This is a genomic window from Thiobacillus sp. (genome assembly GCF_018780105.1).
In the GTDB taxonomy this organism is placed as follows: Bacteria; Pseudomonadota; Gammaproteobacteria; order Burkholderiales; family Thiobacillaceae; genus Thiobacillus.
The window spans coordinates 13,129-34,515 of sequence record NZ_JADMKC010000036.1; the positions used below are offsets into that span (position 1 = coordinate 13,129).

Genomic DNA, 21,387 nt, shown 5'->3' on the forward strand with positions numbered 1-21,387 from the left:
AGCTTCTTTCCTGAGAATCGAGCGATGCTGATACGCCATCCCTCTGACATCCTGCCGTCCGAAATCACCCCGCCCGAGGTCTATCGGGAACGCCGCCGCTTCATGCAGGGCGTCGTTGCGCTGGCAGCCGGCGCCGTCCTCGGCGCTGCGGGCGATGCCGCAGCCGGCCCCCGGTTGCCCGGCGTGCGCGCCAGCGCCTACCGCCTGGACGAGGAGAGGACGCCCTACAAGGACGTCACCACCTACAACAACTTCTATGAATTTGGCACCGGCAAGGGCGACCCGGCGCAGAACGCGGGCAGCCTCAGGACCCAGTCGTGGACCGTCGCGGTCGAGGGTGAGGTGCGTCGCCCCGCAACCTGGGACATCGACACCCTGCTGAAGCTTGCCCCGCTGGAAGAGCGCGTCTACCGCTTGCGCTGCGTCGAGGGCTGGTCGATGGTGATCCCCTGGGTGGGGTTTCCCCTGCGTGAACTCATCCGCCGCGCCGAGCCGACCGGCAAGGCGAAATACGTCGAATTCGTCACCCTGCACGATCCCGCGCAGATGCCGGGGCAGCGTACGCGTCTGCTCGACTGGCCCTACGTCGAGGGCCTGCGGCTGGACGAGGCGATGCATCCTTTGACGCTCTTGGCGGTCGGGCTTTACGGCGAAGTCCTGCCCAAGCAGAACGGCGCGCCGGTGCGGCTGGTGGTGCCGTGGAAATACGGCTTCAAGAGCGCCAAGTCCATCGCCAGGATCCGCTTCGTCGAGAAGCCGCCGCTCACCGCCTGGATGAAGGCGGCGCCGCGGGAGTACGGCTTCTATTCCAACGTCAACCCGCACGTCGACCACCCGCGCTGGAGCCAGGCGAAGGAGCGGCGCATCGGCGAATTCTTCAAGCGCGACACGCTGATGTTCAACGGCTACGGCGACCAGGTCGCCCAGCTGTATCGCGGCATGGACCTGAAGCGCTTCTTCTGATGGGGACCGTGCTGCGCAATCCGAAGGTCTGGATTTTTGGCCTGTGCCTGCTGCCGCTGCTGCGCCTGATCGCGCTGGGCCTGGACGGCGGGCTGGGCGCGAATCCGATCGAATTCGTCACGCGCTCGACCGGCACCTGGACCTTGGTCGGGCTGCTGGCGACGCTCGCCGTCACGCCGCTGCGCCGGCTCACCGGCCGGGCCGGTCTGGTGCGCTACCGGCGCATGCTGGGGCTGTTCGCCTTCTTCTACGCCAGCCTGCATGTCGTCACCTATCTGTGGCTCGACCAGTTTTTCGAGCTGGCGGCGATCGCCGGGGATATCGTCAAGCGGCCGTTCATCAGCGTCGGCTTCGCCGCCTTCGTCCTGCTCATTCCGCTGGCTGCGACCTCGACCCAGGCCATGATGCGGCGTCTGGGACGGCGCTGGCAGGCGCTGCACAGGCTGGTCTATGCGATCGCGGTGCTGGGCGTGATCCATTACGTCTGGCTGGTGAAGCAGGACATGACGCAGCCCTTGATCTATGGCGCGCTGCTCGCTGTGCTGCTCGCCGCGCGGCTGCCGTGGGGCGTACGCCTGCTGCAGGCCGTACGCGAGGCGGGTGTGCCGCTCCGTTCCCCCAGGAATGGCGGCAAGCGAACCGGACCCATGGTCCTGCTGGATGATTGTTAAGGAGAGGTCGTGGCGGGCGCTTTTTCATGCGCCCTTTTATCAACCATCCGAGAGGCATCGATGGTCACCATCAGCATCCTGTACCCGAACGGCAAGGGCACCCGGTTCGATGTTCAGTACTACAGCGAAACCCACATGCCCCTGTCCATCAAGCTTCTGAGTGCGCATCCCGGCTTCAAGGGGGTATCGGTCGAGCATGGCCTGGGCGGCGCGGTTCCCGGCTCGGCGCCGGCCTACGTTGCCATGTGCCACTATCTTTTCGATACCGTGGAAGACTTTCTCGCCGCATTCATGCCACTCGCGGAGAGCTTGCAGGGTGACATGGCGAACTACACGGATATCGAGCCCGTCATCCAGTTCAACGAAGTGCTCCTGAACGTCAACGTTCGGTGTCCATAACGCGAAACGACCAACCCGCCTGCGCCCGCTCGCGCAACCCATCCCGCACCTGCCTCAGCGTGGCGTTGTCGCTGTTGCACGGGTACACCATCCCGGCGGGCGGCTGTGTTCATGACGGGATTGTAGGATGCTCATTTCAGCGCAGCGTGCTCCTTGCGGGCAAGCCCGCTCCGGTATCAACCGATCCCCAGCGCTGCGTCGTCGTCCATTGCCGCAACGCCGCCGATGCCGAGCCCGACCCGGCTCAACACAAGCATCATCGCGTGGCGCACGGGATGGGCGGGAACCGGGTAGACCGGCGCGCTGGCGCGCTGGTCGCGGCGGTATTCGTCGTAGGTGCTGAGCATGCTCATGGCAATCATGGTGTTCTCCTTTTATCGAAGTTTCATTCCACGGCGGAATGCGTTCATTAAAAACGATGGGAAAATATTTGTCTCATGAATAATATTAAACATATCGATTGATAAAATAGAACAGCCGTTCAGGGTTAATTTGCGCTGAGCAGATGCGAGCCCGAAAAAAAAACGGCGTTACGGATAGACCGTAACGCCGTTCCCATTTTTGCCCGGGCTTTATCGCTGAGCCCGGAACGGTTGCGTGCGATCAGCCGAGATCGAAGCGATCCAGGTTCATCACCTTGGTCCAGGCCGCGACGAAATCCTTGACGAATTTCGCCTGCCCATCGTTTTGCCCGTAGACCTCGGCGTTGGCGCGCAACTGCGAGTTCGAGCCGAACACCAGATCGGCGCGCGTGGCAGTCCACCTGGCCTTGCCGGTCTTGCGGTCGCGCACCTCGAACACGTTCTTCTCCGCATCGATCGGCTTCCACTCGTTGTTCATGTCGAGCAGGTTGACGAAGAAGTCGTTCGTCAGCGCACCCGGCCGCTCGGTGAACACGCCGTGCTTGCTGCCACCGTGGTTGGCGTCAAGCGCGCGCAAGCCGCCGACGAGCACCGTCATCTCCGGCGCGGTCAGCGTGAGCAGTTGCGCCTTGTCCACCAGCAGCGCTTCGGCGGGTACCTCGGGGAAGCGACTGCTGCGGTAGTTGCGGAAGCCGTCGGCAATCGGTTCGAGCGGCGCGAAGGAGTCGGCGTCGGTCTGCTCCTGCGAGGCGTCCATGCGGCCCGGGGTAAATGGAACAGTGGCCTCGACCCCCGCCGCCTTGGCGGCGGCTTCAACGCCTGCGCAACCGGCCAGCACGATGAGGTCGGCGAGCGAAATCTTCTTGCCGCCGCTGGCCGCACCGTTGAACTCGGCCTGGATCGCTTCGAGCTTGCCGAGCACCTTGGCGAGCTGCGCCGGCTGGTTGACTTCCCAGTCTTTCATCGGCGCGAGACGGATGCGCGCGCCGTTGGCGCCGCCGCGCTTGTCGGAACCACGGAAGGTGGACGCCGAGGCCCAAGCGGTGGAAACCAGATCGGACACCGTGAGCCCGGAGGCCAGCACCTTGGCCTTGAACGCGGCCATGTCCTGGTCGTCGACCAGCGGATGATTCACCGCAGGGATCGGGTCTTGCCAGATCAGCTCTTCCTGCGGCACTTCGGGGCCGTGGTAGCGGGCCTTGGGACCCATGTCGCGGTGGGTGAGCTTGAACCAGGCGCGCGCGAAGGCGTCGGCGAATTCTTCCGGATGCGTGTGGAAGTGGCGCGCGATCTTTTCGTACTCGGGGTCGTAGCGCATCGCCATGTCGGCGTCGGTCATGATGATCGGCACCTTCTTCGACGCGTTGTCCGCGGCCGGCGCCATGTTGGCGTCGGTGTGTTTGACGGGCGTCCACTGCGAGGCGCCGGCGGGGCTCTTCGTCGGCAGCCATTCATTGCCGAACAGCATGTCGAGATAGCTCATGTCCCACTTCGTCGGCGTGGGCGTCCACGAGCCTTCCAGGCCGCTGCCGATCTGGTCGCCGCCTTTTCCACTGCCGTGGGAACTGATCCAGCCGAAGCCCTGGTTCTCGATGCCGGCCGCTTCGGGGGCGGGGCCGACCTTCGCCGCGTCACCTGCGCCGTGGCATTTGCCGAAGGTATGGCCGCCAGCGGTGAGCGCCACGGTCTCGTAGTCGTTCATCGCCATGCGGGCGAAGGTTTCGCGTACCAGGCGTCCGGACTGCAGCGGGTCGGACTTGCCGCCGGGGCCTTCGGGGTTGACGTAGATCAGGCCCATCTGCACGGCGGCCAGCGGATTCTCGAAATCCTGCTGCGTACCGTGGCGCGTGTCGCCCAGCCAATCGGATTCGGAGCCCCAGTACACCGACTCGTCGGGTTCGTACACGTCGGCACGTCCGCCGCCGAAGCCGAAGGTCTTGAAGCCCATCGATTCCAGCGCGCAGTTGCCGGCCAGCACAATGAGGTCGGCCCAGGAAATCTGGTTGCCGTATTTCTGCTTGACCGGCCACAGCAGGCGGCGCGCCTTGTCGAGGTTGACGTTGTCGGGCCAGGAATTGGTCGGCGCGAAACGCTGCTGGCCCATGCCTGCGCCGCCACGGCCGTCGCCGACGCGGTAGGTGCCCGCCGCGTGCCAGGCCATGCGGATGAACAGCGGGCCATAGTGGCCGTAGTCGGACGGCCACCAGCCCTGGGAGTGGGTCATCAGCGCGTACAGGTCTTTCTTGACCGCAGCGAGGTCGAGTTTTTCGAATGCCTCGACATAATCGAACGACGCTTCCATCGGGCTCGTCTCGGGAGCGAATTGGCTCAAGACTTTCAAATTCAACTGGTTCGGCCACCAGTCGTGGTTGGTTGGTGTGCCACCGCCGGTGGCGGTGAGGTGGAAGGGACATTTACTTTCAGACATGGCGCTCACTCCTGTTGTTTGGTTGGTCGGCTCCTCGATGGAGTGCCTGCATTTAAGACCATGACTGGGAATTTGTCTCATGAATACTCTAGAATGATTCCATTGACAAAATCGAACGGTGCCGCATGACGCTCCAGGAACTGAAATACCTCGTCGCACTGGCCGATCACGGCCATTTTGGGCGTGCCGCCGAGGCTTGTTTCATCACCCAGTCCACGCTCTCCACGCAGATCAAGAAGCTGGAAGACTTCCTCGGCGTGACCCTGTTCGACCGCAGCCTCAAGCGGGTGACGCCGACACCCACCGGGCGCGAAATTCTCGCCGCCGCACGCAATATCGTCGAAGAATCCGAGCGCATCCGCGAGCTCGCCAAACACGCGCAGGACCCGATGGCGCGCACGATTCATCTCGGCGTGATCCCCACGCTCGGGCCGTATTACCTGCCGCATGCGCTGACCCTGGCGCACAAGAAGCATCCTGGCCTGCGTCTGTTGCTGCGTGAGGAAATGACGCCGCAGATCCTCGAGCATCTGAACGACGGCAAACTTGATGCGGGCTTGCTGGCGCTGCCAGTGAACGATGACAGCCTGCGCGTCGAAGCGCTGTTCTACGAACCTTTTTTTGCCGCGCTGCCGGCAGGGCATGCGCTGACCAAACAGCGCGAACTCAAGGCGGCGGACATCATGGCCGAGAAACTGCTGCTGCTCGACGAAGGCCATTGCCTGCGCGACCAGGCGCTCGATGTCTGCGGCACGGGATCGCGCGGTCGCGAGGAAGTGCGCGCCACCAGCCTGGAAACCCTGCGCCAGATGGTGGGCATGGGCTTGGGGCTGACATTGCTGCCGGCGCTGGCAGTCGACGCAGGGCCGCGCACCAGCAAGAAAATGATCGAGATTCGGCCCTTCAAATCACCGCCGCCCGGCCGCACCATCGGCCTCGCATGGCGCAAACGCGCGCCGTTTCCCGAAACCTTCGAGCGCCTGGCGGCTACGCTCAAAGCCAGCCTGCCGCCTGAAGTGGAGCCTGTATAAGAATGTCCGACCTCAACGATCCGCGCGTATTTTTTGCCGCCGAACGTACGCTGATGGCGTGGAACCGCACCGGCCTCACCTTGATGGCATTCGGTTTCGTGCTCGAACGCTTCGGCCTGTTTCTGCACATGCTGAGGCAGGATGCCGGTGGCGCGGGACGCGACCTGTCGTTCTGGATCGGCGTCGCCTTCATCGTGCTGGCGCTGGTGGTGATGAGTTTTTCCATCGTGCAGTTCCGCCGCGTGCTGCGTACCTTGAAGCCGATCGAAATTCCCGAGCGCTACTGCACCTGGATGGGGATGGCGATGAATCTGTCGGTGGTGGTGCTGGGGTTTGCGTTGCTGGCTTATTTGTTTTCCGAGATTTGAACGCGGCCACAGCCATTACCCGTTTTGCTTCGGGCTAAGGCTTGCACTTTACCGGTCGGTCAACTAGTATGCAGCCCATGATACCCGCAACCGATACCCGCTCCCGCATCGTGACCGCTGCAAAAACCCGTTTTCATTCGCGCAGTTATGCCAATGTCGGCATCCAGGAAATCTGCGAAAGCGCGGGCGTTCAAAAAGGCAGCTTCTATCACTTCTTCGCTTCCAAGCGCGATCTGGCGCTGGCGGTGATCGACGAATTCGCCGACGACTGGGCCAACGGCTTCGTCGCCGAGGCGTTTGATCCCGCGCTGCCGCCGCTGGAACGCATCGATTATCTGATCGATGCGGCCTATTTCTGGCAGAAGTCGATCAAGGAAGTGCATGGCCGCATGCTCGGCTGTATCTTCGGCAATCTCACCCTCGAAGTCAGTACCCAGGACGATATTCTGCGCGCCAAGCTACTGGCCATTTTCAGCGCTGCGCAATCGCGCTTCAAGGACGCGCTCGATCAGGCCGTGGCCGATGGCACGCTGGCGCCGCTGGATACCGCGCTCACGGCTGAAGCCATGCTGGCGTATCTGGAGGGCGTTATCCTGCTTGCCAAGTCGCAGAACGACCCGGAACTGCTTTACCGGCTTGGCCCTGCCATCAAGACCCTGCGAATCGAGCAGGCGAGCGCCTGAAGCCATGCACGCCAGACGCAATTTTTCGCCCCTCGAATTAACCGACCGGTCTAGCGATGCGTTGTGCGCTGGACCCGCGCCATGTCATTCCGGCTGTTTCGCCCGGCAATTTTTTTGCCGATTTTCTTGACCGAACGGTCATCTACTCACCACAAAGGAGTCGCATCATGAATCAAACTGCAACGCATACCCTCGACGCGCGCGGCCTCAATTGCCCGCTGCCCATCCTGCGTACCAAAAAAGCGCTGTCCGAACTGGGGTCCGGCGAGATCCTGGCGATCACGTCCACCGATCCCGGCTCGCTCAAAGACATGCAGGCATTTTGCAAGCAGACCGGCAACGAACTGGTCGAGTCCCGTTCGGACCAGGGCGAGTTTGTCTTCGTCGTCCGCAAGGCTTAAGGAGCATGTCATGAGCGCCAATACCCAACTCAAATCCATACAGTCCCCGCCTTCGACGCTGTTGCGCGAGCACGGCGCGGATCTCGACGCCTGGTTCGATGCGCGCTACGAAGCCAAACGCCGCGAGGAAATCGCCAACCACACCCCATCGCTCGCCATCATCGCCACCAAGGGCACGATGGACTGGGCCTACCCGCCGTTCATCCTGGCGTCCACCGCTTCGGCGCTGGGCTGGGATGTCTCGGTGTTTTTCACGTTCTACGGGCTGGAGCTGCTGAAAAAAGACCTGCACCTGGAGGTCAGCCCATTGGGCAACCCGAGCATGCCGATGAAAATGCCGTTCGGGCCGCAATGGTTCAAGGAGATCAACTGGAACATGCCGAATGCGGTGATGGCCGGGGTGCCGGGCTTCGAGAAAATGGCGACGGCGCTGATGAAGCAGACGGTCAAGAACAACGGCGTGGCCAGCATCAAGGAATTGCGCGATCTCTGCGTCGAGGCCGACGTCAAGCTGGTGGCTTGCCAGATGACGGTGGAACTGTTCGGCCACCGGCACGAGGATTTCATTCCGGAGATCAAGGACTGGATCGGTGCGGCAAGCTTTCTGCCGGTGGCGCAGCAGTCCGACGTGTGCCTGTTCATCTAGCAGGCGCGTTCGTCTCCATCGTTCCGGCGACCAGCGGGCGGATGCCGGGCAGGCGCGCAAAGCTGTCGCGTTTGACGGTGTCGATGAAGTCGGCCACGTACGCCCGTGCGGCGTCGGCCGCACGCACGGCCACGTGGAGTTCCGCCCACAGGCCGTGCCTGCCGACCGGACGTGCGGCGACGTAGCCGCGTTCGATATAGGGCGCGACGGTCCAGGCCGGCAGCGCAGCGAGGCCGCGCCGGCTGGCGACCAGTTGCAGGATGGCGACGGTCAGTTGCGCCTCGCGGCGCGGCGGTTTGATTCCGGCCGGCGCAAGCACGCGGCGGATCAGGTCGAGCCGGTCTTCCGGTACCGGGTAGGTGATCAGGGTGTGCCCGGCGAAATCGGCGGGCAGCAGCCATTTCCGGCTGGCGAGCGGATGATCCGGCGGCAGCAGCGCGAGCATTTCAAATCCGAATAGCGGCGCATAGACGATGCCGGGGCGCGGCGCGGTGTCGGAGGTGATGACGAGGTCGGCGCGCTTGTCCAGCAGCAATCCGATCGGATCGGCCTGGAATCCGCCCAGCAAGTCGAGTTCCACCCCAGGCCACACATCGCGATAGCGATCCATCGCGGGCATCAGCCAGTCGTAGCAGGTGTGGCATTCCACCGCGATGCGCAGTTCGCCCGCGTCGCCGTCGCGCAGCTTGGCCAGGTCGCGCAGTGCGGCATCCACCTGCGGCAGCGCGCTGTGCGCCAGCGCCAGCAGGCGGCGGCCGGCCGCGGTGAGGCCGAGCGGACGCGCGGCGCGCTCGACCAGCGCCAGCCCGAGGGCATCTTCCAGCGCTTTCAGTTGATGCGACACCGCCGATTGCGTGAGGTGCAGACGCTCGGCGGCGGCCGTCAGTCCCCCGGCTTCGCTCACCGCCTGCAGCAAGCGCAGGTGACGCAGTTCGATATGAGATGGATTCATGAATTTGATGAAAACTATTCGTTTGTCTCATGTTACGCGTGCCCGCATCATGCCGTCCATCACTTGATGAAGGAGCTGGACATGGCATTGGCACACGTATTGGGGGTTCCGCGCATCGGCCCGAACCGCGAACTCAAACAGGCGCAGGAAGCCTTCTGGCGCGGCGCTATCGACGAAGCGGCCTTGCAGGCAGTGGCGAGCGGCATCCGCCAGGCCAACTGGCAGCGCCAGCATGCGGCGGGGCTGGACTGGGTGACGGTGGGCGACTTTGCGTTTTACGACCAGATGCTCAACCAGGTGGCCTTGCTGGGCTGCGCGCCGCAGCGATTCGGCTTCGGTAGGAAGCTGGATCTTTCGCAGTATTTCCAGTTGGCGCGCGGCAATGCAGCGTGCCACGCGATGGAAATGACCAAGTGGTTCGACACCAACTACCATTACCTGGTCCCCGAGCTGAAACCCGACACGCCGTTTGCGCTGGGCTCGGAATGGCTGTTCGACGAAGTGGCCGAAGCGCAAACCGCGGGCTTCAAGCCCAAGCCGGTGCTGATCGGACCGTTGAGCTTTCTCTATCTGGCCAAGGAAAAAACGCCCGGCTTCAACCGGCTCGATTTGCTTGAACGCCTGCTGCCGGTGTACGCGCAGATTCTGGCGCGGCTGAAAGCCATGGGGGTGGAATGGGTGCAGATCGACGAGCCGATTCTGGCGCTCGATCTGTCGGCCGAATGGCGCAGCGCGTTCGAGCGTGTCTATCACAGCCTCAACGCGGCGGGCGTCAAATTGTTGCTGGCCAGCTATTTTGGCCCGTTGCGCGAGAACCTGCTGGTGGCGCTGAAACTGCCGGTAGCCGGGATACATGTCGATTGCGTGCGCGGCGCCGACGAACTGGCGCAGGTGATCGACTGGCTGCCCGCCCCCCGGGTGCTGTCGGTGGGCGTGATCGACGGCCGCAATATCTGGAAAACCGATCTGGCCGCGGTGCTGGACCGTTTCGAAGGCCTGCATGCGCGTCTGGGCGATCGCCTGTGGCTGGCGCCGTCGTGCTCGCTGCTGCATGTGCCGGTGAGTCTGGCGCATGAAAACCGCCTCGACCCGGAACTGAAAAACTGGCTGGCCGGCGCCGATGAAAAAATTGCCGCACTGAGCACGCTCAAAACGGCTTTCAACGCCGGGCGCCCTTCCGTCGCCGCAGCACTGGCCGACAACGCGGCGGCGCTGGCCGCACGCCGCCACTCGAACAAGGTGCATGACGCGGCAGTGGCGGCACGCCTGCATGCGCTGACGGCCACGCACGATACGCGCAACAGCGGATTTGCCGTGCGCCAAGCCGCACAGCGTGCCCGCTTCCGGCTACCCGCCTTTCCCACCACCACCATCGGATCGTTTCCACAAACGGCGGATATCCGCAGCGCGCGTGCCCGTTTCAAGCAGGGCGAACTGAGCGAAGCCGACTACACCGCGGCGATGCAGCAGGCGATCCGCTTCGCGGTCGAGCGGCAGGACGCGCTGGGCCTCGACGTGCTGGTGCATGGCGAGGCCGAGCGCAACGACATGGTCGAGTATTTCGGCGAACAGCTGGCCGGGTTTGCGTTCTCGCAGAACGGTTGGGTGCAGAGCTACGGCAGCCGCTGCGTCAAGCCGCCGATCATTTATGGCGACGTGTCGCGGCCGCACGCGATGACGGTGGCGTGGACGCGCTACGCGCAATCGCTCACCGGCAAGCCGATGAAAGGCATGCTCACCGGGCCGGTCACTCTTCTGCAATGGTCCTTCGTGCGCGACGACCAGCCGCGTGCGACCACGGCGCTGCAGATTGCGCTGGCGATCCGCGACGAGGTGGTCGACCTCGAAACCGCCGGCATCGGCATCATCCAGATCGACGAGCCGGCCTACCGTGAAGGCCTGCCGTTGCGGCAGGCCGACTGGGCGCATTACCTAGACTGGGCGAGCCGCGCCTTCCGCATCAGCGCCAGCGGCGTGGCGGATGCCACGCAGATCCACACCCATATGTGCTATTCGGAATTCAACGACATCCTGCCCGCCATCGCGGCGATGGACGCCGACGTCATCACCATCGAAACCAGTCGTTCCGACATGGAACTGCTGCGCGGCTTTGGCGCATTTCATTACCCCAACGAAATCGGGCCCGGCGTCTACGACATCCACAGCCCGCGCGTGCCGCCGGTGAGCGAAATGACGCGTCTGCTGGAAAAGGCCGCGCGGGTGATCGCGCCGGAAAACCTCTGGGTCAATCCCGACTGCGGACTGAAAACGCGCGGCTGGCCTGAGACCGAGGCCGCGCTGGAAAACATGGTGGCGGCGGCGCGTGCATTGCGGCAGCGAAATGGCAATGGGGGAGGAGGCCAGGCAGTAATTGCTGTCTGAATACCGCTGGTGATGGTGAAACCGGGTTAACAGCCCCCAAGGTGTAGGGGCGGGGGCGAGTCCGGCGAGGCCCTGACGGATCATGCTTCATGAAACTGTCGGCCGGCCGCATGCAACATCGCGGCGCCGAATCCCCCTCGTCCTATGAACCGTCTCCCTCGGGCGAAGGGGATGAAACAGGTGCGGCAGCACTTGAGGCTGCCTGGCCTTTGCCCAGGCGGAAAACCGGGGCGTTCACGCACATCTTTGACCTGTGTATCCGGGTCTTGTCTGGAAGTTACCTGCAGGCGGCGGTGTGCGCCATACAACTTTAGTCGTAGTCCGCCGCAAGCCCCTGATTGCTTGACGGTTTTATGCTCCCCTTGCCGGAAGGTAATCCTGTTTTGGCAGAAGGGTTTATCCTGCATGCAGGGCGCTGCTGTTTATGTCTGGTTTACGCCCCGTTTTGTTCCAGAGACGGCCCGATTTGCACCAAAGCGATCGGTCTGGCGGGCTCGGCGGCAGCAGGGAGGAAGCTTAAGCATTTGATTGTTAATCAATAAATCATCTGGCACGCTGCATGCTTTTATAAATTTGAGCACGCTTACCGCAAGGCCAGTTTGCTCAGGCAGTCTCCTCCGAACTTGCGGCCTCTCCGGAGGCCGCCCTTTTTCAGGGGGTAAGGTAGACCGAATATGCGAGTCCTGATTATTGAAGACCAGCCCGACCGGCTGGCGATGCTGGTGCCGGCGCTCGAAGCCGCCGGCTGCGTGGTGATGGCCACGCTCAATTCTGCACGCAGTCTCGATGTGCAGATCCAGGCACTGCGCCCCGATGTGGTGATCATTGCGCAGGACTCTCCCGACCGCGACACGCTGGAACACATCTGCGTGGTGAACCAGGATTGCCCGCGCCCGATCGTGATGTTCACCGATGACGGCAGCACGGAGTCCATCCGCGCAGCCACCCAAGCCGGGGTGACTTCCTATGTGGTGGACGGCCTCGATCCCGCACGCCTTCGACCCATCCTCGATGTGGCGGTGTCGCGCTTCGAAGCGCACCAGGCGCTGCACGACCAGCTCGAACAAACCCGGCTCGAACTGTCCGAGCGCAAGCTCATCGATCAGGCCAAGGCGCACTTGATCAAGCAGACCGGTGCGACGGAATCAGAGGTCTATCGCGAGATGCGTAAGACCGCGATGGACCGCGGCATGAAGCTGGCCGACGTTGCGCGGCAGGTGTTGCAAAGGCCGCTTGCCTGAATGGTGCATGATCAAAAAAATCCGCACTAAATGGGTGCGCGGCAAGGTGCGGACAGCTGGGCACAAACCAGGAATATCAGACAAACCCCAATAAATTCAATGCTCCATAAAGGCTGGCACAGCCGTTGCTAAACCTGAACTGAACAGCTGCAATGGCGTGGCTTTCAGGATCACCGAGCAAACTTGATATCAATGGACAAAGGCGTCCGCCCCCATGGGGCGACGCCTTTTTTAATTTGGAGAACACTGTGAGCGACAGCAAAAAAATCGTACTGGTAAACGAACCTGTGGTGCAGGACACGAGCAAGCGGGATTTCATGAAGAAAACCGTCGGCATGTCGGCTGCGGCCGCACTGATGACGCTGGTCTCGCCGGGCGTGCGCCAGGGCGCCTGGGCGGCAGGTTCCGACGCACCGGAAAAGCCCAACCTCAATATCGGCTTCATTCCGCTGACCGACTGCGCGTCGGTGGTCATGGCCTCGGTCAAGGGCTTCGATAAGAAATACGGCCTGACCATCACGCCGTCGAAAGAGGCCTCGTGGGCTGCGGTGCGCGACAAGCTGGTGAACGGCGAGCTCGACGCCGCGCATGTGCTGTATGGCCTGATCTACGGCGTGCAACTCGGCATCGGCGGGCCGAAGAAGGACATGGCGGTGCTCGCCACGATCAACAACAACGGCCAGGCGATCACCCTGTCGAACCAGTTGAAGGATAAAGGCGCAGTCGATGGCGCCAGCCTTGCCAAACTGGTGAAGGCCGAGCCGCGCGAATATACCTTCGCCCAGACCTTCCCCACCGGCACCCACGCGATGTGGCTGTATTACTGGCTGGCCGCCTACGGCATCGATCCGTTCCGCGACGTCAAGAACATCGTGGTGCCGCCGCCGCAGATGGTCGCCAACATGCGCGTCGGCAACATGGACGGCTTCTGCGTGGGCGAACCTTGGGGCGCACGCGCGATCCGCGACAACATCGGCTTCACCGCGGTGACGACGCAGGATATCTGGAAGGACCATCCGGAGAAGGTGCTCGGCACCACCGCGGCATTCGTCGAGCAATACCCCAATACCGCACGCGCCATGGTGGCGGCGATTATCGATGCGTCGAAGTACATCGACGACATGAAGAACCGTTCCGAAGTCGCCAAGGTCATTTCGGCCAAGTCCTACGTCAACACCGACTTCGACTCGATCGAAGACCGCATGCTGGGCCAGTACAACAACGGTATCGGCAAGAAGTGGGCCGACCCCAACTACATGAAGTTCTACAACGGCGGTCAGGTCGGCTTCCCCTACCTGTCGGACGGCATGTGGTTCCTCACCCAGCACAAGCGCTGGGGCTTGCTGAAGGATCACCCCGACTATCTGGCGGTGGCGAAGAAGGTCAATCGAATCGACATCTACAAGCAGGCCGCCGCGATGACCAAGACCCCGCTGCCGAAGTCCGACATGCGTACCTCGAAGCTGATCGACGGCGTGGTGTGGGATGGCAAGAACCCGAAGGCGTACGCCGACGGCTTCAAGATCAAGGCCTAAATTAATTCAAGCCAAGGAGAGGCCATGAACCCCGAGAAAATTGCACTGGTACGCAGCAGCTGGCAACAGGTTCTCCCCATCAAGGAGACAGCGGCGCAGTTGTTCTATGACCAGCTGTTCGAGCTCGATCCCTCGCTGCGCAGCATGTTCAAGGGTGACATGGTCGAGCAGGGCCGCAAGCTGATGACGATCATCAATACCGCCGTCAACAGCCTGGATGATCTCAGCCCGATTCTGGGTGCGGTCAAGGAGATGGGACGTCGCCATGTTGACTATGGCGTAACGGAAGCACATTACGACACGGTGGGTAGCGCGCTGATCTGGACCTTGGGCAAGGGTCTTGGCGAGCAGTTCACCCCGGCGGTCAAGGAGGCCTGGGTGGAAACCTATACCACGCTGGCATCCGCCATGAAACAGGCGGCTTACGCCTCGGCGTAAAAGTTCGGCTGCCTGGCGGGTCATTGTGGGCAGGCAGCCGGAAAACGTCGTCAATATTCAGGAGTGCGATATGAGCGCAATCAATGCAACAACCGAAAGTTTAAGTGAAATCCTGTCAGGCGATGATGTCGTTCTGGCTTCCAAGGAATCGCCGGCTGCAGCTTCTCGTGCCCGGCGCACGCCCTTGCTCGAAACCGAGTCGGGCAAGCGTGTGATCGAAGGCGCGGTGAACCTGGTCAAGGCGGCTTTTCCCCCCTTGCTCGGCATCCTGTTTTTCGTTGCGCTGTGGGCGCTGGTCGCCAACACCAACAAATCCATTCCCGGCCCGGTCGAAACCTGGGGCGCGGCGGTGGTGCTGTTTTCCGACCCGTTCTACAACAACGGCCCCAACGACATGGGCATCGGCTGGAACATCCTCAACTCGCTGTATCGCGTCGGCCTCGGCTTTGGCGCGGCCGCGATCATCGGGATTCCGCTCGGTTTCATGATCGGCCGCTTCCAGTTCCTCAACCAGATGATGTCGCCCATCATCAGCATCCTGCGCCCGGTGTCGCCGCTGGCCTGGCTGCCGATCGGTCTGCTGGTGCTGCAAAAAGCCGAACCGGCGTCGATCTGGGTGATCTTCATCTCCAGCATCTGGCCGATGGTGCTCAACACCGCCGCCGGCGTGCAGCGGATTCCGCAGGATTATCTGAACGTCGCACGGGTTCTGAACCTGTCGGAGTTCAAGGTGTTCACCAAGATCCTGTTCCCCGCGGTGTTGCCCTATGTGCTGACGGGCGTTCGACTGGCGATCGGCGTGGCCTGGCTGGTGATTGTCGCCGCCGAAATGCTCACCGGCGGCGTCGGCATCGGCTTCTGGGTGTGGGACGAGTGGAACAACCTCAACGTCGCCCACATCATCATCGCCATCTTCGTCGTCGGCATCGTCGGCTTGCTGCTCGAGCAGTTGCTGATGCTGATCGCAAAACGCTTTAGCTACGACTGACAGTAACTGCGTAGGTTGGGCTGACAAGCCCAACAGCACCTCGTTGGGCTTCGCAAGCTCAACCCAACCTACGCCCAGCCCGGCTCTCGACTCGAAAGGATTCCACATGCAAAGCTACGTCCAGATCGAAAACGCTTCGATGGTGTTTTCTACCAAAAAAGGCAAATTCACTGCGCTCACCGACATCAACCTCAACGTCGACCAGGGCGAATTCATTGCGCTGATCGGCCACTCGGGCTGCGGCAAGTCCACCCTGCTCAACCTGGTGGCGGGCCTGCTCGACGCCACCGACGGCGTGCTGCTGCTCGCCAACAAGGAAATCAAGGGGCCGGGGCCGGAGCGCTCGGTGGTGTTCCAGAACCACTCCCTGCTGCCCTGGCTGACCGCGTTCGAGAACGTGTATCTCGCGGTGGAAAAGGTATTCGGCGACAAGGAAACCAAAGCGCAGCTCAAGGCGCGCACCCATGCCGCGCTGGAGCTGGTGGGACTGACCCACGCGTCGGCCAAGCTGCCGGGAGAAATCTCCGGCGGCATGAAGCAGCGCGTCGGCATTGCCCGCGCGCTGGCGATGGAGCCGAAAGTGCTGTTGATGGACGAGCCCTTCGGCGCGCTCGATGCACTGACCCGCGCCCACCTGCAGGACGAGCTGATGAAGATCGTCGCCGCGACCAAGAGCACGGTCATCATGGTGACGCACGACGTCGACGAAGCCGTGCTGCTGTCCGACCGCATCGTGATGATGACCAACGGCCCGGCCGCCACCATCGGCGAGATTCTCAGCGTCGATCTGCCGCGTCCGCGCGAGCGGCTGGCGTTGGCGCATGATCCGCAGTACCACGAGCTGCGCAGCCAGGTGCTGGAATTCCTCTACAGCCGTCAGATGCGACCGAAGGAGGCCGCTTAAAGCACTTTCATGCCGCCGGAGCATTTCACACCCTGGAAGCAGTATCGCGGCGATCCGGCCATTCGGGGCGGGTTGTTCGAGCAGTGTCGCGCTCGTTCGGCGATGGACGACCAGTTCAACGAGACCTTTGCCCGGATCGAAAGCCTGATGTGTCAGCACGGCGTGTTTCACGCCAAGCTGCATTTCTCCAGCAGTCGTGCCACGCTTTGGCGCTACAGCGACCCCTGCCGCTATCGCGTGCTTTTGCTGGATGAGCTGCTGACTGCAGCGCCCGCACACGATTGCCCGCCGACCGGTTATCCCGGCGACGCGATCGTTCCACCGCAGCATATCCGGCCGATTCTGGAAATGTTTCGCACCCTGCGATTCTCCGATGAGCAGTTTTACTTGCGCTCGGGCTCGCTCAACGTCATCAATGGCCTGGTTGGGCTTAATTTCTCCTGTGACGGCAGTCACTACCTGCCGGCCGACGAATTTCTGGCCTCGCCGCTGGCACGCTGGTTCAGCAAATAATCGCGCTCCGGCGCGTGTGCCGAGCAGTTGCTCTTGAGCCAGAAGCCAAAAACAGGCACGATGAAACCTCTCTGAAAGAAAGCCCGGCCCCATGACTTATTGCGTCGCCATCAAGACCGACGACGGACTCGTTTTCGCGTCCGACTCGCTGACCAATGCGGGGATCGACCATGTCAGCACCTACTCCAAGATGCACACCTTCGTGCAGCCCGGAGAGCGCATGTTCGTGCTGCTGGCGGCGGGCAATCTCGCCACCACCCAGGCCGTAGTGAAGCGACTGCGCGACGATTGTCGTCTGAGCAATCCGACCTGCCTGTCGAGCGTCTATTCGATCAGCGACGCCGTCGATTACATCGGCACCATTTCCACCGAAGTGCAGCGCACCCAGGCCGCGCGCGACGCCAATACCAACTTCGAAGCCACCTTCATTTTTGGCGGACAGATCGCCGGTCAGGCGCCCGAAACCTTCATGATCTACCCGCAGGGCAACCACATCCACGAATCGGCCGCCCACCCCTTCCTGCAGATCGGCGAAACCAAATACGGCAAGCCCATTCTCGACCGCGTCATTCGTCCCGACACCCCGCTGGAACAGGCCGCGCGCTGCGCGCTGGTGTCAATCAATTCGACCATCCGCTCGAATCTGACGGTGGGTCCACCAGTCGAACTGCTGATCTACAACACGGATGCGCTTAACGGCGGCCGCCGCCTGCTGTTTTCGGAAGACCATCCCTACTACCGTTCGCTGGCCAACGCCTGGAACGAGGGCCTGCGCCAGGCGCTCAACAACCTGCCGCCGTTCGAATGGGAAAACCAGCCGCAGCCGCTGCAGGTGGTGGCTACCAGCGGCAGCGGGCAGATGCAGGGATAAGCAGTAAGCCCGACCTGATTTGAGTGTCGTTCGGCCAACTGCCGATGCTCACGGTTCGCTGAAATCACCGGAATGAACGGCAGCAGCGCCCAGACTGCGGACATTCAAAGCAGCGCATCCAATGAGTGTTCGTCGACCGAAACGGACAAACGGTTGACCAATTTATGGATGACTGCAATTGGCGATAAGCGGTCGGCCAAACCATGCTTAAAACAGACGTTCGATCGGCTGCTCAGCGACGCACCGAGACCCAACCAGCAAAGCACACCGCGCTGGACCGCGCCGCCTGTGACGAACTCCGTACTATCCTACCGCCATGGACTCCCTCATCGCTTCGGCCGCGCGCGCGCTGGCAGCCGGTGATCCGCTCGGTGCGCTCAAGCGCGTTGCGCTGCGCGATGACCCGCCAGCGCTCGCTCTGCGCGGCATTGCAATGGCCCAACTCGGCGACTACGAGCAGGCGCGCAAGCTTCTGCGCCGCGCCGCGCGCGGCTTCGGCGCTCACGAGCGTCTTGCCCAGGCCCGCTGCCAGCTTGCCGAGGCCGAGGTCGCACTTGCCGCGCGCGACCTGCGCCAGCCGGTGCACTCGCTTGACGCTGCCGCGCAGGCGCTCGATGCGCTCGGCGATTGCACCAACGCGCTCCACGCCTGCTTGGTCGCGGCGCGCCGCCACTTGCTCGTTGGCGATCTTGTGGCTGCCGGGGCGGCGCTCGACGCAATCGAAGTGGCCGACGATACGCCGCCTGCCTTGGCGGCCCGAACCGAACTCACTCGCGCCGAGGTCGCGCTCCGCCGCGTTCGGGCCGTCAGCGCCGCAGCCGCGATCGAACGCGCCCACCTTGCCGCCGTCGAGGCCGGCATTCCAGCCCTGATTGCGGAAGTTGGTCGCGTCCGTCGAGTACTGTCGGTACCGTCGGCGCGGATGATCAGTGCGGGCTCGGCGCGGCCGGTGCGCCTCGGCGAAATAGAGGCGCTGTTCGCGTCGCACAATCTCGTCGTCGATGCCTGCCGGCGCGTGGTGCGCAGCCCCCTGCATTGCACGACGCTCGCGGGACGTCCCGTCCTATTTGCCCTGATCGCGGCCCTCGCCGAGGCTTGGCCGGCAGACGTTTCGCGCGACCATCTGATCGAACGCGTCTTCCGCACGCGCGTTGCCGACGAATCGCATCGCGCGCGGCTGCGCGTCGAACTCAGTCGCTTACGCACCACGCTGCGTCCGCTCGCCCGCATCGAAGCGACCCGGCAGGGCTTCATGCTCACGCCGATCGATGCGTCGGCGGTGGTGCTGCTGGCACCGCCAGTCGACGGTCCCGCCGGCACCCTCCTCGCCCTGCTGGAAGGAGGCGAGTCGTGGTCGACATCGGCGCTTGCGCATGCGCTCGGTACAAGTCAACGCAGCGTCCAGCGCACGCTGCGCGAACTCGAGCAGGCGGCCGTGATACGCGCGATCGGGCAGGGTCGCGCGCGCCGATGGCTCGCGCCAACGCTCAGTGGATTCGCGACAAACTTGTTACTCCCGGGTGCGCTGCCAGTTGACTAATCTTGCGTCATTGCGATGCACGCGAGATTTTTTAACCCGTCAGGAGGAACCCGGAATGGCAGACATACTGCATCAAATCGGCATTCAATCGTCCTCGGACAAGGTGTATCAGGCCTTGACCACACGCGAGGGACTGGCTGCCTGGTGGACACGCGACACCCAGGGCAACAGCGATATCGGTGAAACAATCAGATTCCGCTTCCACCGCCCGGACGGCAGTGAGATAGGCGGCTTCGACATGCGAGTACGTGAACTCGATCCCGCAAGACTCGTACGCTGGCAGGTGGTCGACGGTCCCGAAGAATGGATCGGCACCACGATCCGTTGGGAGCTGAGGCAAGCGGGTGACTACACCAATGTGTTGTTCAAGCACCAGGATTGGCGGGAACCGGTGGAGTTCATGCACCATTGCAGCACCAAGTGGGCGATTTTTCTAATGAGCCTGAAATCGTTTGTGGAAACGGGGAAAGGGGCCCCTAGCCCCGACGACGTCAAGATTGACGAATGGAACTAGCGCAGGGGGTTGTCATGGCAAAGACTGAAAAGATCAGAACCGGGCAGGCGGAGATCGTCCGCGAATACGGCCCCTATCCCGACACGGACCAGGTCGGCGGCGTGACCTTCGACGGCGCGCACGTCTGGTTCGCCCGCGGCGAGAGCATCGCCGCGCTCGATCCCGAGAGTGGCGTACTGGTGCGCGAACTCGCCGTCCCCGCCGACGCCGGCACAGCCTTCGACGGCACGCATCTCTACCAGATCGCCGAAGCGCGCATCGACAAGATCGATCCTGCCAGCGGCAAGGTCGTGGCGTCGATTCCCGCACCTGGCCACGGCGGCGACTCGGGTCTGACTTGGGCCGAGGGAACGCTCTGGGTCGGCGAGTATCGTGCCCGCAAGATCCACCAGATCGACCCGGAGACCGGGTCCATCCTCCGCACGATTGATTCGGATCGCTTCGTCACCGGCGTGACCTGGGTCGACGGCGAGCTGTGGCACGGCACTTGGGAAGGCGACGAAAGCGGGCTCCGCCGCATCGATCCGGAAAGTGGCGCCGTACTCGATCAACTGGAGATGCCGCATGGAATCGGCGTCAGCGGGCTTGAGTCCGACGGGGCCGACCTGTTCTATTGCGGCGGCGGACCGAGCGGCAAGGTACGCGCCGTGCGCAAGCCCAAGCCCGAGAAGGCGGCTCGGCGCGGCGGTGGAGGAGAGTCCACATGAGAATCGGGATCATCGGCGCCGGCAGCATGGGCAGCACACTTGCGCACCATCTCGCCAAGCTCGGCCATCACGTTTCGATCGCGAACTCGCGCGGGCCCGAGAGCCTGACCACGTTGGCGGCCGGGATCGGTGCGGCACCCGTTTCCATTGTCGACGCAGTCCAAACCGCAGAAATCGTCATCCTTGCGATCCCGACGAAGGCCGTAGCCGATCTTCCACAGGGACTGTTTGCCAACGTACCGAGCAGCCTCGTCGTCATCGATATCGGCAACTACCATCCCGAACTTCGCGACGGCCGCATCGACGCAATCGAACGGGGCATGCTCGACAGTCAGTGGGTCGCACAGCGGATCGGGCATCCCGTTATCAAGGCATTCAACAACATCTTCGCCAAGAGCCTTCTTGAAAGAGGTGTTCCGAAGGGAGTGCCGGGGCGGATAGCACTCCCGGTCGCCGGCGATTCGCCGGACGCCAGGGCAACTGTGCTTCGCCTTGTCGATGATCTAGGCTTCGATCCAGTCGACGATGGAAACCTCGACAACTCCTGGCGGCAGCAGACCGGAACGCCGGCCTACTGCCACGATCTTGACGCTGCTGCCCTCCAGCGCGCACTCGCCGGAGCCGACCAGAACCGAATCGCCGAATATCGCGCCGAACAGGAAGCTCGCATCAGGCAGTCGTTGTAAGAATTTGCGAATCGCCCCAGGCTTCGTGGAGGCTATTTGGTTTAAGTACAGGCCGGTGATCGGCCAGAGCCGCCGTTGGCGTGCTGCACCACCTAGGTCAGCTATGCACCTGCGAATTCAACCGGTGGATGCAACACACTAGAAACTGCGCAAGCAGAAGGAGT

General features: G+C 62.7%; 23 protein-coding genes. 20 read left to right on the top strand and 3 right to left on the bottom strand.

Annotated elements, in window-relative coordinates:
• Positions 1-24 precede the first annotated feature (24 nt).
• The 3 genes from msrP to IV098_RS14020 are packed head-to-tail and all read left to right on the top strand — an operon-like array spanning position 25 to position 2,033.
• A complete protein-coding gene (gene msrP / locus IV098_RS14010) occupies positions 25-963 on the top strand; it encodes a protein-methionine-sulfoxide reductase catalytic subunit MsrP (protein WP_296890133.1) in 939 nt (312 codons plus the stop codon).
• Positions 963-1,634, top strand: coding sequence for a sulfite oxidase heme-binding subunit YedZ (locus tag IV098_RS14015; RefSeq protein WP_296890135.1), 672 nt, complete (start codon positions 963-965; stop codon positions 1,632-1,634). The genes msrP and IV098_RS14015 overlap by 1 nt, the downstream gene beginning before the upstream one ends.
• Before the next feature lie 60 nt (positions 1,635-1,694).
• Positions 1,695-2,033: an EthD family reductase gene (locus IV098_RS14020; protein ID WP_296890137.1), complete on the top strand. Its 339-nt coding sequence runs from the start codon at positions 1,695-1,697 to the stop codon at positions 2,031-2,033.
• Positions 2,034-2,209: 176 nt separating this feature from the next.
• Here the strand turns inward: IV098_RS14020 and IV098_RS14025 are convergent, their stop codons facing one another.
• Complete coding sequence (locus tag IV098_RS14025) at positions 2,210-2,395, bottom strand: hypothetical protein (RefSeq protein WP_296890139.1); 186 nt, start codon at positions 2,393-2,395, stop codon at positions 2,210-2,212.
• 241 nt (positions 2,396-2,636) lie between these two features.
• Complete coding sequence (gene katG, locus IV098_RS14030; protein ID WP_296890141.1) at positions 2,637-4,823, bottom strand: catalase/peroxidase HPI; 2,187 nt, start codon at positions 4,821-4,823, stop codon at positions 2,637-2,639.
• 125 nt (positions 4,824-4,948) lie between these two features.
• Between katG and IV098_RS14035 the strand changes: the two genes are divergently transcribed.
• The 5 genes from IV098_RS14035 to IV098_RS14055 all read left to right on the top strand — a co-directional run bounded on the left by IV098_RS14035 (position 4,949) and on the right by IV098_RS14055 (position 7,952).
• The gene (locus IV098_RS14035) at positions 4,949-5,854 is read left to right on the top strand and encodes a hydrogen peroxide-inducible genes activator (protein ID WP_296890143.1); all 906 of its coding nucleotides are present in this window, start codon (positions 4,949-4,951) and stop codon (positions 5,852-5,854) included.
• A 2-nt stretch (positions 5,855-5,856) separates the two neighbouring features.
• Positions 5,857-6,222, top strand: coding sequence for a DUF202 domain-containing protein (locus tag IV098_RS14040; RefSeq protein WP_296890145.1), 366 nt, complete (start codon positions 5,857-5,859; stop codon positions 6,220-6,222).
• A 68-nt stretch (positions 6,223-6,290) separates the two neighbouring features.
• On the top strand, positions 6,291-6,905 hold the full coding sequence (locus IV098_RS14045) for a TetR/AcrR family transcriptional regulator (RefSeq protein WP_296890147.1): 615 nt from the start codon (positions 6,291-6,293) through the stop codon (positions 6,903-6,905).
• A 167-nt stretch (positions 6,906-7,072) separates the two neighbouring features.
• A complete protein-coding gene (locus IV098_RS14050) occupies positions 7,073-7,306 on the top strand; it encodes a sulfurtransferase TusA family protein (protein ID WP_296890149.1) in 234 nt (77 codons plus the stop codon).
• Positions 7,307-7,436: 130 nt separating this feature from the next.
• Positions 7,437-7,952 (top strand): DsrE/DsrF/DrsH-like family protein, encoded by a 516-nt coding sequence (locus IV098_RS14055; RefSeq protein ID WP_296890176.1) that lies wholly within the window; start codon positions 7,437-7,439, stop codon positions 7,950-7,952.
• On the opposite strand, the gene IV098_RS14060 is transcribed toward IV098_RS14055, so the two are convergent.
• Entirely contained in the window at positions 7,945-8,904 is a 960-nt protein-coding gene (locus IV098_RS14060; protein WP_296890151.1) for a LysR family transcriptional regulator, read from the bottom strand. The genes IV098_RS14055 and IV098_RS14060 overlap by 8 nt on opposite strands.
• An 81-nt stretch (positions 8,905-8,985) precedes the next feature.
• On the opposite strand from IV098_RS14060, the gene metE reads away from it, so the two are divergent.
• The 12 genes from metE (at position 8,986) to IV098_RS14120 (ending at position 21,223) form a co-directional block, all read left to right on the top strand.
• Positions 8,986-11,286, top strand: a complete 2,301-nt coding sequence (metE, locus tag IV098_RS14065) for a 5-methyltetrahydropteroyltriglutamate--homocysteine S-methyltransferase (RefSeq protein ID WP_296890153.1) — start codon at positions 8,986-8,988, stop codon at positions 11,284-11,286.
• Positions 11,287-11,960: 674 nt separating this feature from the next.
• Positions 11,961-12,527 (top strand): ANTAR domain-containing response regulator, encoded by a 567-nt coding sequence (locus IV098_RS14070; protein WP_296890155.1) that lies wholly within the window; start codon positions 11,961-11,963, stop codon positions 12,525-12,527.
• Positions 12,528-12,844: 317 nt separating this feature from the next.
• Positions 12,845-14,062: a CmpA/NrtA family ABC transporter substrate-binding protein gene (locus tag IV098_RS14075; RefSeq protein WP_296890178.1), complete on the top strand. Its 1,218-nt coding sequence runs from the start codon at positions 12,845-12,847 to the stop codon at positions 14,060-14,062.
• 24 nt (positions 14,063-14,086) lie between these two features.
• Positions 14,087-14,500 carry a globin family protein gene (locus tag IV098_RS14080; RefSeq protein ID WP_296890157.1) on the top strand — a complete coding sequence of 138 codons (414 nt, stop codon included), beginning with the start codon at positions 14,087-14,089 and terminating at the stop codon, positions 14,498-14,500.
• A gap of 70 nt (positions 14,501-14,570) precedes the next feature.
• Positions 14,571-15,488, top strand: coding sequence for a nitrate ABC transporter permease (gene ntrB, locus IV098_RS14085; RefSeq protein ID WP_296890159.1), 918 nt, complete (start codon positions 14,571-14,573; stop codon positions 15,486-15,488).
• Positions 15,489-15,594: 106 nt separating this feature from the next.
• On the top strand, positions 15,595-16,392 hold the full coding sequence (locus tag IV098_RS14090) for an ABC transporter ATP-binding protein (RefSeq protein WP_296890161.1): 798 nt from the start codon (positions 15,595-15,597) through the stop codon (positions 16,390-16,392).
• 9 nt (positions 16,393-16,401) lie between these two features.
• Entirely contained in the window at positions 16,402-16,905 is a 504-nt protein-coding gene (locus IV098_RS14095) for a hypothetical protein (RefSeq protein ID WP_296890163.1), read from the top strand.
• Positions 16,906-16,996: 91 nt separating this feature from the next.
• A complete protein-coding gene (locus tag IV098_RS14100; protein ID WP_296890165.1) occupies positions 16,997-17,776 on the top strand; it encodes a peptidase in 780 nt (259 codons plus the stop codon).
• A gap of 316 nt (positions 17,777-18,092) precedes the next feature.
• Positions 18,093-19,316, top strand: coding sequence for a helix-turn-helix domain-containing protein (locus tag IV098_RS14105; RefSeq protein WP_296890167.1), 1,224 nt, complete (start codon positions 18,093-18,095; stop codon positions 19,314-19,316).
• A gap of 55 nt (positions 19,317-19,371) precedes the next feature.
• Positions 19,372-19,830, top strand: a complete 459-nt coding sequence (locus IV098_RS14110) for an SRPBCC domain-containing protein (protein WP_296890169.1) — start codon at positions 19,372-19,374, stop codon at positions 19,828-19,830.
• A 14-nt stretch (positions 19,831-19,844) separates the two neighbouring features.
• Complete coding sequence (locus IV098_RS14115) at positions 19,845-20,537, top strand: PQQ-binding-like beta-propeller repeat protein (protein WP_296890172.1); 693 nt, start codon at positions 19,845-19,847, stop codon at positions 20,535-20,537.
• A complete protein-coding gene (locus IV098_RS14120) occupies positions 20,534-21,223 on the top strand; it encodes an NADPH-dependent F420 reductase (RefSeq protein WP_296890174.1) in 690 nt (229 codons plus the stop codon). The genes IV098_RS14115 and IV098_RS14120 overlap by 4 nt, the downstream gene beginning before the upstream one ends.
• Positions 21,224-21,387: the final 164 nt, after the last annotated feature.

Excerpts from the sequence above, each read along its gene's own strand:
- IV098_RS14020 (WP_296890137.1), top strand. The coding sequence starts at position 1,695 with ATGGTCACCATCAGCATCCTGTACCCGAACGGCAAGGGCACCCGGTTC.
- metE (WP_296890153.1), top strand. The coding sequence starts at position 8,986 with ATGGCATTGGCACACGTATTGGGGGTTCCGCGCATCGGCCCGAACCGC.
- IV098_RS14115 (WP_296890172.1), top strand. The coding sequence starts at position 19,845 with ATGGCAAAGACTGAAAAGATCAGAACCGGGCAGGCGGAGATCGTCCGC.
- ntrB (WP_296890159.1), top strand. The coding sequence starts at position 14,571 with ATGAGCGCAATCAATGCAACAACCGAAAGTTTAAGTGAAATCCTGTCA.
- IV098_RS14090 (WP_296890161.1), top strand. The coding sequence starts at position 15,595 with ATGCAAAGCTACGTCCAGATCGAAAACGCTTCGATGGTGTTTTCTACC.
- IV098_RS14070 (WP_296890155.1), top strand. The coding sequence starts at position 11,961 with ATGCGAGTCCTGATTATTGAAGACCAGCCCGACCGGCTGGCGATGCTG.
- msrP (WP_296890133.1), top strand. The coding sequence starts at position 25 with ATGCTGATACGCCATCCCTCTGACATCCTGCCGTCCGAAATCACCCCG.
- IV098_RS14100 (WP_296890165.1), top strand. The coding sequence starts at position 16,997 with ATGACTTATTGCGTCGCCATCAAGACCGACGACGGACTCGTTTTCGCG.
- IV098_RS14015 (WP_296890135.1), top strand. The coding sequence starts at position 963 with ATGGGGACCGTGCTGCGCAATCCGAAGGTCTGGATTTTTGGCCTGTGC.
- IV098_RS14060 (WP_296890151.1), bottom strand. The coding sequence starts at position 8,904 with ATGAATCCATCTCATATCGAACTGCGTCACCTGCGCTTGCTGCAGGCG.
- IV098_RS14095 (WP_296890163.1), top strand. The coding sequence starts at position 16,402 with ATGCCGCCGGAGCATTTCACACCCTGGAAGCAGTATCGCGGCGATCCG.
- IV098_RS14025 (WP_296890139.1), bottom strand. The coding sequence starts at position 2,395 with ATGATTGCCATGAGCATGCTCAGCACCTACGACGAATACCGCCGCGAC.
- IV098_RS14035 (WP_296890143.1), top strand. The coding sequence starts at position 4,949 with ATGACGCTCCAGGAACTGAAATACCTCGTCGCACTGGCCGATCACGGC.
- IV098_RS14075 (WP_296890178.1), top strand. The coding sequence starts at position 12,845 with ATGAAGAAAACCGTCGGCATGTCGGCTGCGGCCGCACTGATGACGCTG.
- IV098_RS14045 (WP_296890147.1), top strand. The coding sequence starts at position 6,291 with ATGCAGCCCATGATACCCGCAACCGATACCCGCTCCCGCATCGTGACC.
- IV098_RS14050 (WP_296890149.1), top strand. The coding sequence starts at position 7,073 with ATGAATCAAACTGCAACGCATACCCTCGACGCGCGCGGCCTCAATTGC.
- IV098_RS14120 (WP_296890174.1), top strand. The coding sequence starts at position 20,534 with ATGAGAATCGGGATCATCGGCGCCGGCAGCATGGGCAGCACACTTGCG.
- katG (WP_296890141.1), bottom strand. The coding sequence starts at position 4,823 with ATGTCTGAAAGTAAATGTCCCTTCCACCTCACCGCCACCGGCGGTGGC.
- IV098_RS14080 (WP_296890157.1), top strand. The coding sequence starts at position 14,087 with ATGAACCCCGAGAAAATTGCACTGGTACGCAGCAGCTGGCAACAGGTT.
- IV098_RS14110 (WP_296890169.1), top strand. The coding sequence starts at position 19,372 with ATGGCAGACATACTGCATCAAATCGGCATTCAATCGTCCTCGGACAAG.
- IV098_RS14040 (WP_296890145.1), top strand. The coding sequence starts at position 5,857 with ATGTCCGACCTCAACGATCCGCGCGTATTTTTTGCCGCCGAACGTACG.
- IV098_RS14105 (WP_296890167.1), top strand. The coding sequence starts at position 18,093 with ATGGACTCCCTCATCGCTTCGGCCGCGCGCGCGCTGGCAGCCGGTGAT.